The 15,622-nt window shown below is 59.3% G+C and carries 15 protein-coding genes and 2 pseudogenes; 10 read left to right on the forward strand and 7 right to left on the reverse strand.

The features are described 5' to 3' along the window. Positions 1-82: 82 nt before the first annotated feature. A complete protein-coding gene (locus NGR_RS33350) occupies positions 83-274 on the reverse strand; it encodes a hypothetical protein (protein WP_240545266.1) in 192 nt (63 codons plus the stop codon). Here NGR_RS33350 and nifB point away from each other — a divergent pair. From nifB to NGR_RS30405, 8 genes and pseudogenes are all read left to right on the forward strand, one after another. Beyond that, a complete protein-coding gene (gene nifB, locus NGR_RS30370) occupies positions 273-1,628 on the forward strand; it encodes a nitrogenase cofactor biosynthesis protein NifB (RefSeq protein WP_240545267.1) in 1,356 nt (451 codons plus the stop codon). The genes NGR_RS33350 and nifB overlap by 2 nt on opposite strands. A gap of 41 nt (positions 1,629-1,669) precedes the next feature. After that, positions 1,670-1,864 carry a 4Fe-4S binding protein gene (locus NGR_RS30375; protein WP_010875166.1) on the forward strand — a complete coding sequence of 65 codons (195 nt, stop codon included), beginning with the start codon at positions 1,670-1,672 and terminating at the stop codon, positions 1,862-1,864. A gap of 83 nt (positions 1,865-1,947) precedes the next feature. After that, on the forward strand, positions 1,948-2,274 hold the full coding sequence (locus tag NGR_RS30380) for a nitrogen fixation protein NifZ (RefSeq protein WP_010875167.1): 327 nt from the start codon (positions 1,948-1,950) through the stop codon (positions 2,272-2,274). After that, entirely contained in the window at positions 2,271-2,501 is a 231-nt protein-coding gene (gene nifT, locus NGR_RS30385; RefSeq protein ID WP_010875168.1) for a putative nitrogen fixation protein NifT, read from the forward strand. Before NGR_RS30380 ends, nifT begins: the two co-directional genes overlap by 4 nt. A gap of 404 nt (positions 2,502-2,905) precedes the next feature. Further along, a pseudogene (locus NGR_RS32710) lies at positions 2,906-3,155 on the forward strand (transposase); the annotation flags it as partial. A 406-nt stretch (positions 3,156-3,561) separates the two neighbouring features. Continuing rightward, positions 3,562-5,085 (forward strand): IS21 family transposase, encoded by a 1,524-nt coding sequence (gene istA / locus NGR_RS30395; protein ID WP_164924723.1) that lies wholly within the window; start codon positions 3,562-3,564, stop codon positions 5,083-5,085. An 11-nt stretch (positions 5,086-5,096) separates the two neighbouring features. Further along, entirely contained in the window at positions 5,097-5,843 is a 747-nt protein-coding gene (gene istB, locus NGR_RS30400) for an IS21-like element helper ATPase IstB (RefSeq protein WP_010875170.1), read from the forward strand. Between the two features lie 19 nt (positions 5,844-5,862). Continuing rightward, positions 5,863-6,171 carry a hypothetical protein gene (locus tag NGR_RS30405; protein ID WP_164924724.1) on the forward strand — a complete coding sequence of 103 codons (309 nt, stop codon included), beginning with the start codon at positions 5,863-5,865 and terminating at the stop codon, positions 6,169-6,171. Positions 6,172-6,757: 586 nt separating this feature from the next. Here the strand turns inward: NGR_RS30405 and NGR_RS30410 are convergent. Then, positions 6,758-8,089, reverse strand: coding sequence for a Glu/Leu/Phe/Val family dehydrogenase (locus tag NGR_RS30410; RefSeq protein ID WP_010875172.1), 1,332 nt, complete (start codon positions 8,087-8,089; stop codon positions 6,758-6,760). Positions 8,090-8,469: 380 nt separating this feature from the next. Here NGR_RS30410 and NGR_RS30415 point away from each other — a divergent pair, with 380 nt between their 5' ends. Then, the gene (locus tag NGR_RS30415; RefSeq protein WP_240545279.1) at positions 8,470-9,432 is read left to right on the forward strand and encodes an IS110 family transposase; all 963 of its coding nucleotides are present in this window, start codon (positions 8,470-8,472) and stop codon (positions 9,430-9,432) included. A 1-nt stretch (position 9,433) separates the two neighbouring features. Further along, positions 9,434-9,682 carry a transposase gene (locus NGR_RS33355; protein WP_164924725.1) on the forward strand — a complete coding sequence of 83 codons (249 nt, stop codon included), beginning with the start codon at positions 9,434-9,436 and terminating at the stop codon, positions 9,680-9,682. 191 nt (positions 9,683-9,873) lie between these two features. On the opposite strand, the gene NGR_RS30425 is transcribed toward NGR_RS33355, so the two are convergent. The 5 genes and pseudogenes from NGR_RS30425 to NGR_RS30445 form a co-directional block, all read right to left on the reverse strand. Then, entirely contained in the window at positions 9,874-10,371 is a 498-nt protein-coding gene (locus tag NGR_RS30425) for a UPF0262 family protein (RefSeq protein WP_010875174.1), read from the reverse strand. Between the two features lie 159 nt (positions 10,372-10,530). Next, positions 10,531-10,688 (reverse strand): annotated as a pseudogene (locus tag NGR_RS30430) (succinyl-CoA--3-ketoacid-CoA transferase); the annotation flags it as partial. Between the two features lie 98 nt (positions 10,689-10,786). Further along, positions 10,787-12,196 carry an aldehyde dehydrogenase family protein gene (locus tag NGR_RS30435; protein WP_164924726.1) on the reverse strand — a complete coding sequence of 470 codons (1,410 nt, stop codon included), beginning with the start codon at positions 12,194-12,196 and terminating at the stop codon, positions 10,787-10,789. A 153-nt stretch (positions 12,197-12,349) separates the two neighbouring features. Then, a complete protein-coding gene (locus NGR_RS30440) occupies positions 12,350-13,753 on the reverse strand; it encodes an aspartate aminotransferase family protein (protein ID WP_010875176.1) in 1,404 nt (467 codons plus the stop codon). 468 nt (positions 13,754-14,221) lie between these two features. After that, positions 14,222-15,607, reverse strand: a complete 1,386-nt coding sequence (locus NGR_RS30445; protein WP_010875177.1) for a CapA family protein — start codon at positions 15,605-15,607, stop codon at positions 14,222-14,224. Positions 15,608-15,622 lie beyond the last annotated feature (15 nt).

Consider the following 15,622-nt stretch of genomic DNA (forward strand, 5'->3'; position numbering starts at 1 on the left):
TCTGTCGCGAATTCGACAAAACTGCGTCGGGGGCTATTGGTTCAAATCGAACACGAAGCGCCAAACTATTGATATTTCGATATTATCCTGTTGGCACAGCGCTTGCTTTTTTGGACGACGACTTTTTACTCCAGTGGAGCCGTTTGATGAGTGCACCGATAATTTCGCTTGAAAGCCTGACGAACACGACATCCTCTGGGCAGTTGCTGACAACCGCAAAATCCGGTGGTTGCGCGTCCTCGTCCTGCGGCTCGTCCTCAAGGCCAACCGACATGGATTCTGCCACCTGGGAGAAGATCAAGGATCACCCTTGCTTTTCAGAGGAAGCGCACCACTATTTCGCCCGTATGCACGTCGCAGTCGCACCAGCCTGCAACATCCAATGCAATTACTGCAATCGCAAATATGACTGCGCCAACGAAAGTCGGCCTGGCGTCGTATCCGAAAAGCTGACACCCGACCAGGCGCTGCGCAAGGTGGTTGCGGTCGCCAACGAAGTGCCGCAGCTTTCAGTTCTCGGCATCGCGGGCCCGGGCGATGCTTGCTACGACTGGAACAAGACAAGGGCGACTTTCGAACGCGTCGCCAGCGAGATTCCGGACATCAAGCTGTGCATTTCCACCAATGGACTTGCTCTACCGGAGCATGTCGACAAGTTGGCGGAAATGAACGTCAGCCACGTGACAATCACCATCAACATGGTCGACCCCGCCGTCGGCGAGAAGATCTACCCGTGGATCTTTTATGGGCATCGCCGCTACACCGGCGTGGATGCTGCCAAAATCCTGCATGAGCAGCAGATGTTGGGACTTGAGATGCTGACCGCACGCGGCATCCTCACCAAGATCAATTCGGTTATGATCCCCGGCGTCAATGACCTGCACCTGATCGAGGTCAACAAATGGGTCAAGGAGCGCGGCGCGTTTCTGCACAATGTCATGCCGCTGATTTCAGACCCGGCACACGGAACCTCCTTTGGCCTGACCGGACAGCGCGGCCCAAATGCGCTCGAACTGAAGGCGCTTCACGACCGTCTTGAAGGCGGTGCCAAGCTGATGCGTCACTGTCGACAGTGCCGTGCCGATGCAGTCGGCCTTCTCGGCACTGACCGTGGCCAGGAGTTCACGCTCGACCACGTTCCGCTCGAACCCCATTACGACGGTGCCAAGCGTCAGGCCTACCGGGAGGTGGTCGCACGCATACGCGATGACCATTTAGAGGCTAAGGAGAAAGCGATCGCAACGGTCGCATCTGCGAACATCCGTGGATCGCTTCAGGTGGCTGTCGCAACGAAAGGCGGCGGACGCATCAATGAACACTTCGGCCATGCGAAGGAGTTCCAGGTTTACGAAGCCTCGCAAACAGGGATTAAATTCGTGGGGCACCGCAAGGTCGAGCCGTATTGCCATGGCGGCTGGGGCGAGGACGCCGCCCTCGCTGGCATCATCGCTGCACTCGACGGCATAGACATCGTGCTCTGCGCAAGGATAGGAGATTGTCCGAAGGAGAGGCTCATGGAAGCTGGGATCCGGGCAACGGACACCTATGGCTATGACTACATCGAGGCCGCGATCAGCGCTCTTCACGCGACAGAGTTTGGTACCGCCCCATCGCAGGCAACGGCTTGAGCTTGGCCCATCGATCGAGACCTAACCAGGAGCTGAATAATATGGCCTTCAAAATCATCGCATCCCAGTGCACCCAGTGCGGCGCCTGCGAGTTCGAATGCCCTTCCAACGCTATCGAGTTAAAGGGCGAAAAGTACGTGATAGATCCGAAGAAATGCACCGAATGCAAGGGCGTTTTCGAGATACAGCAATGCGCCTCTGTATGTCCCATGCCGAAGACCTGCGTGCCGGCTTAAGCCCCGAATGCCATAGCCGGGCTTCCGTGCGCGGCCGGACCTTGAGTCTCCCCCTGGTAATCGCAACCACAAGAGGAATGGTAATGAGTATTGGACGCGAAGAGGAAGTCGAAATCCACAATCCTCCACGATTTATGCCGGGTGAGAGAGTTTGTGCCACACGCCACATAAAAAATGACGGCACCTATCCCGGGAAGGAAATCGGAGAACGCCTCGTCAGGAAAGGCGACGCGGGTTTTGTGCGCGATGTAGGGACATTTCTCCAGCAGTTCTACATTTATGCCGTCGAATGGATTGATCGCGGCATCGTCGTTGGAATGCGTACGCGTGAACTGAGGAGCCTCGGGGGGACCTCAACGCCAAAAACCACTGAATGCGCCAGGGGTGTCAACGAAGGAAAAGCCAGATGAGGGTAACGATCCGCAGAAGCGGCAGCGGCTTGTCAGCGTATGTTCCCAAGAAAGATATCGAAGAGCCGATTGTCAAGGTTGAGAATGAAAGCCTGTGGGGCGGCTTTGTGGTGCTCAGAAATGGCTGGCGGCTCTTACTGCCCGACCTTCCGGAAGACACCAGCCTACCCGTAACCGTGGAGGCAAGGAAGATCGTGAATGATGCCGCGCGAAAAGAAACCTCATGAATACAACACTGGCTTCCGAGCCAGCCAAACGTGGGTTGACCCGGCGTGGATGAACCTGTGCCCTCGAATGCCTCCAACAGCACTGTTGCCTCCGATCTGCTTGATGCCTTGTTGCCATCTTGACTTGGAGCATCCGTTCCCCTTTGCCGCCGATGCGTGATTCGCAAGCATACCGACCTGCCGCAGTGCGCCTGCCGGTCGAAAAACCACCTGAGATCCCGTCCGCGCAGTCGATCCCGCGGGAGCCTGCCCAACCCGCTAACGAAGGAACCCACCATGCCTGCTGCAAAGGCAAGTATCCTGTGACGTGGGGAATTGAGGTCTAAGAGGCTGCCCAAAAAGAATTGAGTGATTTCAGTCAGTTGTGATTCCGTCGGATTTGCGAAGATTCGATGGAGCCTACGATGGCTTGGACTGAAACCACCCGGCGGAATTATATCCGTCGGACGAGCTGATATGCAAGCGATGTCACGGATCGCGAATGGGAATATATTGCACCGTTCGTGCCTGCGCCGCGCCGTCTCGGCCGCCCGCGCAAGACCGATTTGCGCGAGGTTGTGAACGCGCTGCTATATCGCCTCAACGGGCTGCCAATGGCGGATGTTGCCAAAGGACTTTCCGCCCTGCTCAACGGTCCAGCGGTATTTCTATGAATGTCTGGATAGTTGATCGCCAATCGAGCAGAAGGAAGGGTCCGAGGATCCCGCCGGTCATCACGGCAGTAACAAGGAAATGAATGTATACTGGGGCCTGTTTGCTGCGCCCAGAACAGCCCCCACACTCCACATGGCCTGAAACGACGACATCACTGACCGCCTCATGTGTTTCTCCACCTCGCTCGCCCATCTGTGCGGAATCCGGGCTCATCGCGCGCACCATTCCGATTTGATCGCGCGCACCGTTCCGAGATGATGACGCGCACCATTCCGACAATTCTCCGCGCAGCATTCCGAGATAATCGCGCGCAGTAAGTCGATATCGTGAGGCCCGATCGTTGGGGTTATTTCTCCAGGTGGAAGCAACGCCATGGAGAAGTGAATTGCCGACGAGGAGACTCCTGATGCGCCAGGTGCGCGAGATTTTGAAACTGCGGCTGGATGTCGGTCTTTCGAACCGCATCATTGCCAAGCAACTGGGCGTCGGGGAGACTTCGGTCCGCGACACGTTAAAGCGATTGCACCGGGAAGGACTGACATGGCCTTTACCGGATACGATCAGTGACCGCGAGCTGGAGCAGCGCCTTTACGGGACGCCCGGTAAGAAAGCTGGGCGTCGGAAGCAGTCCGAGCCCGACTGGTCTGCCGTCGCGCGCGAATTGAAGCGCAAGCATGTGACGTTGCAGGTGCTCTGGGAGGAGTACATTGCTCGGGATCCAGACGGGTTCCGATATTCGAGATACTGTGAGTTGTTCCGAAACTGGCATGGCCGGCTGCCTCTGGTGATGCGGCAAAGCCATGCCGGCGGCGAGAAGCTGTTTGTCGATTATGCCGGTGACAAGGTGGCAGTCGTCGACCGCAAAACCGGCGTGGTGCGGGACGCACATATCTTCGTGGCGGTGATGGGGGCGTCCAGCCTGTCGTTCGCGCTGGCGACGTGGAGCGAACAGTTGCCCGACTGGATCGAGGCGCACAACGCAGCCTACCGGTTTTTTGGTGGGGTGACGCAACTCCTGGTCAGCGACAACACCAAATGCGCGGTGATCAAGGCTTGTCACTTCGATCCGATGGTCAATCGTTCCTATACGGATATGGCGCGCCATTACAGCACGGCAGTTTTTCCAGCACGCCCGAGAAAACCGAGGGACAAGGCAAAAGTCGAAAATTGCGTCGGAATCGTAGAGCGTTGGCTTCTGGGTCGGCTGCGGAACCGGACCTTTTATAGCCTCGCTGATCTCAACAAGGCCATTGCCGATCTGATCACCCGGCTCAATGACGAACGGGTGATACGCCAGTACGGCAAGACGCGGCGCGCGTTGTTTGACGAACTTGATGCCCCGAATCTGAAGCCGCTACCTGCCGAGCCCTGGGTGCATGCGGAATGGCGTCGGTGTCGTGTTGGCATCGATTATCATATTGAACTCAGTCGGCATTTTTATTCCGTCCCTTACCGCTTTGCGCGTAGCGAAGTCGAGGTTCGATACACCATTCGCACGGTGGAAATATTCCTCGGCGGCGACCGAATTGCCGCGCATGTGCGTGGCAGCAGCAACGGCCGCCACACGACGGTTGCGGTGCATATGCCGCCAAACCATCAGCGTTATCGCGAATGGACGCCGGCGAAGATCCGCAGCGAGGCCAAGCGGATCGGGCCGATGCTGCGCGTTCTCGTCGATCGGATCATTGAGAAGCGCGCGCATCCCGAACAGGGATACCGTGCCTGTGTCGGCATCATCGGCCTGGAAAGACGGTTTGGCGTCGATCGCCTTGAAGCGGCTGCGCAGCGCGCGCTGGAATTCCAGGTGCTCAACTATCCCGGCATCAAATCCATTCTCGAAAAGGAACTCGACCGCCTCCCAAGGTCCGAGCGCCTCGAGCAGGAACCGATCCAGCATTCCAACCTCCGCGGCTCCGAATACTACCATTGAAAGGAATAAAAATGCTCAAACATCCTACCCTCAACCTGCTGCAGCAATTGGGGCTTGCCGGTATGGCAGACGCCTTCACAAGACTGGCCGATAATGACGAGAGCGACAACCTCAGTCATGGCGAATGGCTGGCGCTGCTCTTGGATCAGGAAGCCACCTGGCGCAACAACAAGCGTCTTGCGCTCCGACTTCGTAACGCGAAACTGCACCATCCCGCTGTTCCCGAAGATATCATTCGCCGTGCACCGCGCGAATACGATCGCACCATCCTCGACCTGCTGATTGCCGGCGACTGGATCAGAAAACACGAGAACTGTGCCATTGTCGGCCCGACCGGCATCGGGAAAAGCTGGTTGGCCTGTGCCTTGGGACACAAGGCCTGCCGCGACAATCATTCGGTCCTTTACGTCCGGATGCCGGCATTGCTGCAGAGCCTGGAACAGGCCCGCGGTATCGGCAGCCTCGCAACGCGCCTGAAAAGTCTCGGCGCCGTCGAACTTCTCATCCTCGATGATTACGGGCTTCAGCCCATCGACGGTAATGCTCCCCATTATCTGCTCGAGATCCTTGAGGGACGATACGGCCGACGCTCGACGCTCGTCACCAGCCAATTCCCCGTAGCCCGATGGCACGAAAAAATCAGCGACCCCACCTATGCCGACGCAATATTGGATCGCCTGGTTCACAACGCTCACAGGCTTGAAATGAGCGGCGAATCGATGCGTCGGCTGCGTCAACCGGCCGAAATCCAGACCTGAAAGGCCGGACCCCAAACCCGTGGACAATATCCTGGCCAAAAGAATGTCGGACACGCCGCCCGCGAAGCAGACCGGCCCCTACGGCGCGTTGGGAAGCGCGGCGCCGGACTGCTTCGCTCCGTTGGAGGCAGTCTTCAGCCGTCCACAGCGATCTCATCGGCGCCAGCTTGACCAGGATAAGTTCGTAGTCCCATTTAACCCCCAACGATTGGTCGCCTCACATGCGCGCGATCAAATCGGAACGGTGCGCGGCATCAGATTGGAATGCATGCGCGCGATCGTCGGAATCCGCACCCATCTGTTCATCGCCATGTCCATCGAACCATGACACATGCCAAAGCGCGATCGCCAGCAGCGGTATTGTCGGCGCAAGCCCAAAAAAGGCGATCGAAACCAGGAAGGATAGCGATCGTTCGGCCGACCCGCGCGGCACCCAAGCTATCGGACAACTGGCCGGCAACTCGGGAACGAAACCAATGCGCCGAGCCCTAGAAGCACCAGCACCCCCGAAGCTCGCCTTGTCAAAATGAGGTTCTGTGCGTCAAGTTCAGCAAATTGGGGCGGCGATGGGGCTGGTCATGCGGCGTTGCGGAGAGCCAGCTTCTTGTGCTCTCTGAGATCGTCCATGTCGATGTATCGGTTGGCCTCCATCCAGTTCTCGTGGGTTTTGTCAAGCGAATCGAAGAATTGACCCCCCGCCGTAGCGCTGAAGCCACTTTGCCTCCAGACACATGTTCTCTGCGCTCGACTGTGATGGCCGTAGAGTTCGCTCCCATCGAAGAAGAGGTGCGATATCCCCCGATGATACTCGCCACTTGGGCATGCATCGCCGGGAGTGGAGCCATGCGTGAGAGTAAGCGTAGTCGGTAGCGCCGCACGCTGTTTTCGCCATACGCGGTCATATCCCAATCGCCTCATAAATCAGCGACCTGCCGGATAGACGCGACATAGGCGGCAGTTCTGTAGTCACCGAGTTCCGGTTGCTGTTCCATCAGGTCGGCAATGCGCGTCCAGGTGCTGCGCATGACGTCTTCCAGGCCGGAACGAACGAGGTCGATTTCGGCGCCGCCTTCGAGGAATTCGTCGCGCATGTCTGCGGGGGACTCCTTGCCTGTCATCCGTTCAAGCGCCGTAGCGATTGTGTGGTTGCCCCGTTCCCGCCGCCGCCGCTCCATGAGCCCGAAGGGGATGTGCGTGAGGTTCTTCACCCGCTCGAAGTAACTGACGACGACACCTCCGGCATTAACATAAAGATCGGGAAGAATGGTCACGCCGCGGGAGCGAAGGATCTCGTCCGCTTCGAAGGTGACAGGTCCGTTGGCGGCTTCGACGACGAGATGTGCCTTCATGCGCTCCGCGTTTTCAGCATGAATAGCATTTTCCATCGCCGCTGGAATCAGAACGTCGCAGGGCTGTTCGACGCCGCACATATCGCCGGCAATGGACTTGGCTCCATCAAAGCCGAGAATGCTGCCTGTTCGGATCTGATGTTGCTTGAGGGCCTCAATGGAGAGGCCTTCCGGATTGGCGACATACCCGTCACGTTCAGCAAGAACGGTCACGCGTGCATCATCCTCTTCGGACAAAAACCTGGCGGCGTGATAGCCGACATTGCCAAACCCCTGTATAACAGTGGAGGCGCCTTTGAGATTGCGCCGGCCATCCAAACCCGGCGTGCGGGTGTCCCGAAGGGAGCTCTGGATCGCGAATTGAACGCCCCTGCCCGTAGACTCCGCTCGCCCGGCGATCCCGCCTTTCGACAGCGGCTTACCGGTGACACAAGCACCCGAAGTGACCACGTCGGTAGGATTGGCGCGGCGGAACTCATCCATCATCCAGGCCATTTCCCGCTCACCGGTGCCGATATCGGAGCCGACACATTGACGCCTGGCCCGATCGGGGCGCTTGTTCATCTCCTGCGTAAAGCGTCGAGTGATGTGCTCGAGCTCCTGCGGGGTCCATCCTCGCGGGTCGATCTTGAGTGCCCCTTTGGAGCCACCGAACGGCACGTCAACAAGCGAGCATTTGAGCGTCATTAGTGCGGCAAGCGCCTCGACCTCCTCTGCGTCAGCATTTGACGCATATCGAATGTCGCCCTTCACTGGTTCGCAGTGCTCGCGCACCGATCGCCAGCCGATGAAGCTGTACATGCGGCCGCGCAGCCGTACACCGAAGCGGACCGTGTAGGGAGAGTTGCACTGGATGATCCGTTCTGGCAGCCCCTCCGGTAGATCAAGGAACGACATGGCATGGCGGAAGTTTTGGGTCTACGCTTTCAAGAAAGCCAGCAGAATTCGTTTGCATCACGCACCTGTAACCGCTTGAGGAGCGTTGCGTCGAGATTGTGTCTTGCCGGGCTGACTCGGATGCTGTGATATTGCATGCACGTCGTGCTTCCTCCTATGATTTCTGATGGACGCTGACCAACCCCCTGTACCCTTCTCATGCGGTTCTTGGATGCTCGACGTGGGTCGCGCGACGTGAAGCGTGGCGGAACGTGGCGTGCACCATGGGCGACGGCCCGAATTGGCGTAGCCTTCCTGAACCGAGCCGATTCGTCGGGAGCGACCCATCGCCCCCTGTGCCTCGAGCACCTGGGGGGGACACGTGCCCCGTCGGATTGGCCGTGATCGATGCCCCGTGGGGAGTTCGCGCCGGACCTGTGCTTTTCCGAGCGCCAGTACAGGGATCGGCGAAGATCGCGGTGGCTCGTATGCTCGAACGGGGAGAAGGCATGACTGATCAAAGACATTGTTATGCTGGCGTCGACTGGGCGTCGGAGAGCCATCATGTGTTCCTCACGGACGGTGATGGCCGAAAAATCGGCGAAAGGGTCTTCAGGCACGGCGGCGAAGGGCTCGCCGAAATGGCGGCCTGGCTGATGGCGACGAGCGGCGCGGTTGAGGGGGACGAAATCCAGGTCGCAATCGAGGTGCCGCACGGCCCCGTGGTCGAGACGCTGATTGAGCGCGGGTTCAAGGTGAATGCCATTAATCCAAAGCAAATGGATCGTTTCCGCGACCGCTTCACCATGGCCGGTGCCAAGGACGACAGCCGCGATGCCGAGGTGATGGCTTCCGCCCTGCGCACCGATCCGCGTTGCTTTCGGCTGCTCGCGGTCTCCGACCCCGTCGTCATCGAATTGCGCGAGTGGTCGCGCATCGCCGAAGACCTCAGCGCCGAGCGCAACCGTTTGACGAACCGTATGCGCGAGCAGCTCTGGCGCTACTTCCCCGCACTGCTTGAGCTCGAAAACGACCTCGGGGCAGAGTGGTTGCTCGATCTCTGGGACACCGTGCCGACGCCGGACAAAGCCGCGCGCATCCGCGAGGCGACGATCGCCAAGCTTCTCAAGCGCCATCGCATCCGCCGCTTCGACGCCCCCCCATGTGCTCGATATATTGCGCCAGCCGCCGCTCAAGGTCGCCGCCGGAACGACCGAATCCGCCAGCGCCCACGTCACTACGCTCATTGCCCGCATCCGCCTCGTCAACCGGCAGCTCAAACAGGCGCATCATCGGCTGGATGGCCTGACCGCCAGCCTCATCGCAACCGCGCAGGTGGAGCCGGGGCAGAAGAAGCAGCATGACGTGGAGATCCTCGCATCCTTGCCGGGAGTGGGAAGGGTTGTCCTCGCCACGCTGCTCGCAGAAGCGTTCGATGCCCTGCAGCGACGTGACGACGCCGCCTTGCGCAGCTTGACAGGAGTCGCGCCGGTCACCAAGCGCTCGGGCAAGAGCTGCATCGTCGTCAGAAGACAGGCCTGCCATGACCGACTGGCCAACGCCATGTACCATTGGGCGCGCGTCGCCGTTCAGCACGACCTCACAACCGTTTGAAATACGCCGCCCTTCGAAGCCGAGGTCACAGCCACGGTCGCGCCCTGCGATCAGTCGCCGACCGCCTCCTCGCCGTCGCCTGCGCCATGCTCAAAACTGGCACCACCTTCGACCCCTCTCTGGCCGCTCAAAAATCCGCTTGTTAAACGGTGGGGAGTCCCCCCCGCTTGTGGGCGTTGATCGCAGGCTATTCAATTCAAAAGGATCTGATGGCCGGAGTTGCGAGCGAGCAGCGCGTAAATGAGCGTGAACAGCCGACGCGCTGTGTCTTTGTCGATGTCGACCTTAGCAGAGAGACGCTCCCTCAGTAGCTCGGCAGCCTCATCGTGAATGCCCCGTCGGCCCATATCGATCGCCTGCAGCCGCTCGAGGTTGGAGCGGCACATGGCCTCGTAGTAGCCTTCGCAAGTGCGGCTGTAGTCATTAAGCAGCCGACGGAAAGGGGCGAGCGAAAGATGGTGGCTGACGATATGCGCTCCCTTATCGTCGGCGATATGAAATACCAGCCGGCCGGCGGCCATCGAGATCTTGAGGCGATACGGGCCGCCGTGATGGCCGACGGGCACGAAGGTACTCGCCTCGAGGAGGTCGAGGACCGCGAGTGCCTGTTCGCGCTCAACTCGCTGGTCGCGGGTTTTGAACGAGCAGTCGAGCGCGACATCGCAGAGACGAAACTCGGCGCCGGTCATGACACTTACACCTTCCTTCACACGATTCCACGCACATGGCAAATGCCCTGCCGCCGTCGATGCAGAACGTTGCAAGACGCTTCCTGGCCGATCGGCGCCTCGTCGCGAACAGCAGCGTGTTGAGCACGCGCACCCCCAGGCCATTTCTTCCCCCTACCCTCAAGCCGCCGCGCGCGTCGTGCGTTGTTCGACGCGTTTTTCGTGCTGGCCCCTGATCGGCCATGCACTTAAATACCAGGCAGGTGGATCTGGTCAGGATCGAGGCTGCCGACCGCCGCGATCTCCTCGACCTCGGCGACGCAGATCTTGCCGTGGGTCTTATCCATAATCTCCCCTCAAGTTACGCCGGTGGTGAGGAGCATTTGCCCCGCGCCTGTACGCTTGCGCATTCAGTCAACCGCTTGGAACTTACGGCTCACCCTCGATTGATGCAGACGACCTTTGGCTGAGTCATATCTTCATAGGCGAAGCGCACACCTTCACGGCCCATGCTGCCGTATTTGAAGCCGCCGAATGGCATGGCATCGAAACGATAGTCGGAGGAGTCGTTGATCATCACCCCGCCCACCTCGATCCTGTTTGCTGCCTCCAGTGCGACGTTGAGATCGTTGGTGAAGATACCGGCATGCAGGCTGTAGTCCGGATCGTTGGCCATCTCGATCCCTTTATCGAGCGTGTCGAAGGGTGCAAGCATGACCACCGGCGCAAACACTTCCTCGTGCCACAGCCGGCAGGTCAGCGGCGTGCCTTCGAGAACAGTCGGATGATAAAGGGAGCCTTCGCGATAGTTGCCGCAAAGCAGCGTCGCGCCTGCCTTGATCGCTTCGTTGACGGCGGCTTCGGTGCGTTCCGCCACCTGCTTGGAGATCATCGGACCGACGTCGGTGTCCTCCTGAAGGGGATCTCCCGCCTTGAGCTTCTTTGTCGCCGCGACAAAAGCATCGCGGAAGCGGCCATAAAGCTCAGACTGGATCAAGATGCGCTGCGCGCCGATGCAGTTCTGCCCGGCCGCCCAGAAGGCGCCGGAGACACAACCTTCGACTGCCTTGTCGAAGTCGCAGTCATTCATCACGATCACAGGCGCATTGCCGCCGAGCTCCATGGCAAGCTTCTTCAGGCCAGCCGCGCGGCTGATCGCCTCGCCCGTGGCAAAGCCGCCGGTAAAGGACACCATGCGCACCTCACGAGCAGCGATCATCGCTGTCACCAGTTCCCGGTCGCCATGGGAGATGGTGATGACCTCCTCAGGCAGGCCCGCCTCCCGCAGCGCGCCCACCAGCTTGATCGCCGAGAATGGCGTCAGGTTGGATGGCTTCAGCATCACTGCATTGCCGCCGGCAATCGCCGGGCCGAGCTTGTGCGCGACAAGGTTCAGCGGGTCGTTGTAAGGCGTGATGGCAGTGATGATACCGAGCGGGTCGCGGGTGAACCAGCCCTGGCGCTGCTCCGAGCCGGTATAGGCATCGAAGGGAACGATCTCGCCGGCATTGCGCTTTGCTTCTTCCGCCGACAGCTTCAGCGTGTTGACGCAGCGCAGCACCTCTTTCCGCGCCTGAACGATGGTCTTGCCGGCTTCGCGAACGATGATCTCGGCAAAAGCGTCGTGACGGCTTTCGACCATCTGGGCTGCGCCTTCGAGGATGCTCGCTCGTTTGTGCCGCGGCAGATTGCGCGAGATCTCGGCGCCCCGGCGGGCGGTTGCCAGGAGGCGATCGATGTCGGCAGGATCGGTCGCCTCAACTGACCCAAGCAGCGACCCATCATAGGGGCTGTGAACAGCGATCGGCGCCAGGCTGGTCGTCATGTGGAGTTTGGCGGGAGTCATAGCCAGGTTCCCTATTCCTGATGACCTCTCGTCCGGAGGTCGCGTTGGTCTGCGAGGCAAAGGTGATCTCCTGCCCCTTTCCGGCTTCATGCAGTCGTTGATCACAAGCCTTCGGCGGCCGGCATCCACCGCCGCCGAAGGCTTAACTATCGCTCAGAGCTTCTGACCGTCGCGGACCAACTCATCCATGACAGAGCGAACGGCCTTCTCGGCCATGGCGACGATCTCATCGACTTCCTCTTTGGTGGTGACGAGCGGCGGCGCAAAGCCGAGAATGTCGCCATGCGGCATGGCGCGGGCAATAAGGCCGCGATCGCGGGCAGCTTTGGAGACACGAGCTCCGACCTTCAGCAATGGGTCGAAACGCTTCTTGTTCTCACGATCGCCAACGAACTCGATGGCGCCCATCAGGCCGACACCGCGCACTTCGCCGACGATCGGCAGCTGGGCGAACTTCTCCTTGAGCTGCGCCTGGAAATAGCCGCCGACCTCACGGGCATTGCCCGGCAAATCTTCCTTTTCGACGATGTCGAGCACCGCATTTGCTGCGGCCGCCCCAATGGGATGACCGGAATAGGTATAGCCATGGGAGAAGGCGCCGACGCGATCGGCGCCGTCTTCCAGCACCTTGTAGACCTTCTCGCCGACGATTGAGGCTGAGAGCGGGAAGTAGGCCGAGGTCAGACCCTTGGCGACGGTGATCAGGTCAGGCTCGATGCCGTAATGCTGCGAGCCAAACATGGAGCCGGTGCGGCCGAAGCCGGTGATGACTTCGTCGGCGATCAGCAGCACGTCGTGCTTCTTCAACACGGCCTGGATCGCTTCCCAATAGCCTTCCGGCGGCGGCGTGATACCGCCGGTACCAAGCACAGGCTCGGCGATAAAGGCGCCGACATTATCGGGACCCAGTGTTTCGATCATCTCGTCGAGCTCGGCGGCGCGACGGGCGGAGAACTCGCGTTCCGTCTCGCCCGGGTTTGCACCCCAATAATGGTGCGGCACGCCGGTGTGGCAGATCTGCGGCAGCGGCAGGTCCATGTGATCGTGATAGAAGCTCATGCCGGTCATCGAGCCGGAGACGACGCTGCAGCCATGATAGCCGCGTTCGCGCGAGATAATCTTCTTCTTCGTCGGCTTGCCACGCAGATTGTTGTAGTACCAGACGAGCTTGGCCTGGGTCTCATTGGCGTCCGAACCGGACATGCCGTAAAACACCTTGCTCATCTTGCCCGGGGCCATCTTCACGAGGCGATCCGACAGAATTGCGAGTTCATCCGTCGTGTGTGCCGCATATGAATGATAATAGGCAAGGCGATAGGCCTGGCGTGAGATCGCCTCCGCGACTTCGGTGCGGCCGTAGCCGACATTGACGCAATAGAGGCCGGCAAAGCCGTCGATCAGCTGGTTACCACGCGCGTCCTGGATGCGGATCCCCTTGCCCGTCTCGACGATCGTCGGCTCACGAAGCTTTCCGGTCGCAAAGTCCTTCAGCTGTGTGAACGGATGCAGGACCGTATTGCGGTCCTTCTCGCTGATGTCCTTAATATCGATGGTCATAAATGCTTCCTCTCGGGCTGCGAAGGATTTGGCGATGAGTTCCTGTTGTCAGGCGCTCGAACGCGCTTGTTTCGACCTAAAATGTACGTGACCATGAAATGGAATTGACTGCGTATTCGATCACTTGCGCGCAGGAATGCTGCAAACTGAGCGCCCTCTACGCCGGATCAGGATCCGCGCGACGGAGGCCGCGACGGATGTGGCGAGTCGAGGGCGTACGACAGATGAGGAACTTACCTCTATTGAGGTTCCCATTATGCGAAGTCACGGACCTGGAAACCAAGTTTGCCCCATCGCAGCCGAGAACATCTTGCAATGCTGCAATCCTTGACCTTCGATCATCTGAACACGGGGCGCGCGTATTCAGCTGGCGCGCTCGCAAACGGCCGCCAAGCCGCCGTTTGCAGGCTCAATGAAGCTACTGAGCCATGTTAATGGAACCTTATGGCGCGTCGACCGTCTATGCGATTAGAGGCGAATAAGACCGACACGGTCCTCGATGGTGATTCTCGTTCCAAACGGCTCTGACAACCTCTGCAGGCGTTCAAGAATCGAGATTGCCTGAGGGCGTGGAGCAAGACTAGGGACGCCCCTGTTCGCAAGCCTTTTGGAATAACCGAGCTCGATTGGATAAAGCCGCAGTTCGGCCAGTTGGTTCTCCTCAAAGCGGCTAACTGCGACGACGCTCTCGTAATACACCGGTTCGGCGAGCGCGCCTATGAACCCTGCAGCCGTAGGGTAACCCATTGTTTCTTCCGCTGCGGTTACTTCGGCATCGGTGTCCACCTGTGGGTCCTTGTCGTACACATCGTACATGTCCGCCCCAACGGGTGTCCGGAGGTCATCATAAAAGAAGTTCCCCAGACTATAGAAGATGGGCCGGCGTTTGTAGATTTCGATGCCACGCAGTCGGTGCGGTCCGTGTCCAACGTACGCGTCCGCTCCCGCATCGATTAGCTTGCGAGCAAGCGCCTGCTCAAAATCGGCCGGCTCTTCGCTCCAATTTCCCGGCTCGTGTGCGTGGTTTGTAAAAATGCAGAAATCGGAATATTGCTTGCCGCGCCGAACGTTTCTTAAAATATCGGCCAGATCTCGCGTATTAGCCGCATAGGTGTAGCCGACGTCTTTGCCGGTTCTATAGGTCGTTCCTGCGAGCACCAACATTTCGCGATCATCGTGTTTAGGCCCAGGATTGGGCAAGGCATCACGTATCTTTCTTAGGCTCTCAAGCATGTCGGGCTCGACGACGACGCTTCTCTCTAGACGGAGCGCATTGACTCCAGGCCTGGCTGGTGCCTCGCCCGCTGGATCGCATGCACGCGACATCGGCGTGAATGAGGTGGCGCATGAGAGCAAAGCGACGCGACCGCGGGCCGTTTCTAAAAGACGTGCAGCGCTGGCTTGTGCGCGACTTTCACCCACACCGGCGTGGATGATGCCGCTCTCATCGAGGATCCGGCTCGTCTCACGCATGCCTTCGACGCCCCAGTCCAAGGAATGGTTGTTTGCGCGGCCCATAATATTGAACCCCATCGCCTTCAGATCAGGTCCAATCTCGGGAAGGCTGACGTGATACGCCCCCCCGTACTCAGCCTGCGGTGTTCCATTGAATGATCTGATGTCGAAGATCAGCGTCTCCATGTTGCCGAAAGTTACGTCTGCGGCTCGCAGGAGCTCGACGATCTCACTAAAGCCCGGATGGTGCCCGTTCGCCAGGGCTCGCGACACGATAACGTCGCCAACTGCCACCATTGTGAAACCGTCCACGACGTTCGTCGCCGTCGAACCAGTGATATCGTATTTGCCGTCATTCTCCGCCGAATGACGACCGCTCTCGTGTGAGCACTTCTCCATATTTCTTCCTTGGTG

Source organism: Sinorhizobium fredii NGR234 (assembly GCF_000018545.1).
GTDB classification, from domain to species: domain Bacteria; phylum Pseudomonadota; class Alphaproteobacteria; order Rhizobiales; family Rhizobiaceae; genus Sinorhizobium; species Sinorhizobium fredii_A.

What these genes read in the sequence shown, in the direction of transcription:
- nifB (WP_240545267.1), top strand. Translation starts at nt 273, where the DNA reads ATGGATTCTGCCACCTGGGAGAAGATCAAGGATCACCCTTGCTTTTCA.
- NGR_RS33350 (WP_240545266.1), bottom strand. Translation starts at nt 274, where the DNA reads ATGTCGGTTGGCCTTGAGGACGAGCCGCAGGACGAGGACGCGCAACCA.
- NGR_RS30375 (WP_010875166.1), top strand. Translation starts at nt 1,670, where the DNA reads ATGGCCTTCAAAATCATCGCATCCCAGTGCACCCAGTGCGGCGCCTGC.
- NGR_RS30380 (WP_010875167.1), top strand. Translation starts at nt 1,948, where the DNA reads ATGAGTATTGGACGCGAAGAGGAAGTCGAAATCCACAATCCTCCACGA.
- nifT (WP_010875168.1), top strand. Translation starts at nt 2,271, where the DNA reads ATGAGGGTAACGATCCGCAGAAGCGGCAGCGGCTTGTCAGCGTATGTT.
- istA (WP_164924723.1), top strand. Translation starts at nt 3,562, where the DNA reads ATGCGCCAGGTGCGCGAGATTTTGAAACTGCGGCTGGATGTCGGTCTT.
- istB (WP_010875170.1), top strand. Translation starts at nt 5,097, where the DNA reads ATGCTCAAACATCCTACCCTCAACCTGCTGCAGCAATTGGGGCTTGCC.
- NGR_RS30410 (WP_010875172.1), bottom strand. Translation starts at nt 8,089, where the DNA reads ATGTCGTTCCTTGATCTACCGGAGGGGCTGCCAGAACGGATCATCCAG.
- NGR_RS30425 (WP_010875174.1), bottom strand. Translation starts at nt 10,371, where the DNA reads ATGACCGGCGCCGAGTTTCGTCTCTGCGATGTCGCGCTCGACTGCTCG.
- NGR_RS30435 (WP_164924726.1), bottom strand. Translation starts at nt 12,196, where the DNA reads ATGACTCCCGCCAAACTCCACATGACGACCAGCCTGGCGCCGATCGCT.
- NGR_RS30440 (WP_010875176.1), bottom strand. Translation starts at nt 13,753, where the DNA reads ATGACCATCGATATTAAGGACATCAGCGAGAAGGACCGCAATACGGTC.
- NGR_RS30445 (WP_010875177.1), bottom strand. Translation starts at nt 15,607, where the DNA reads ATGGAGAAGTGCTCACACGAGAGCGGTCGTCATTCGGCGGAGAATGAC.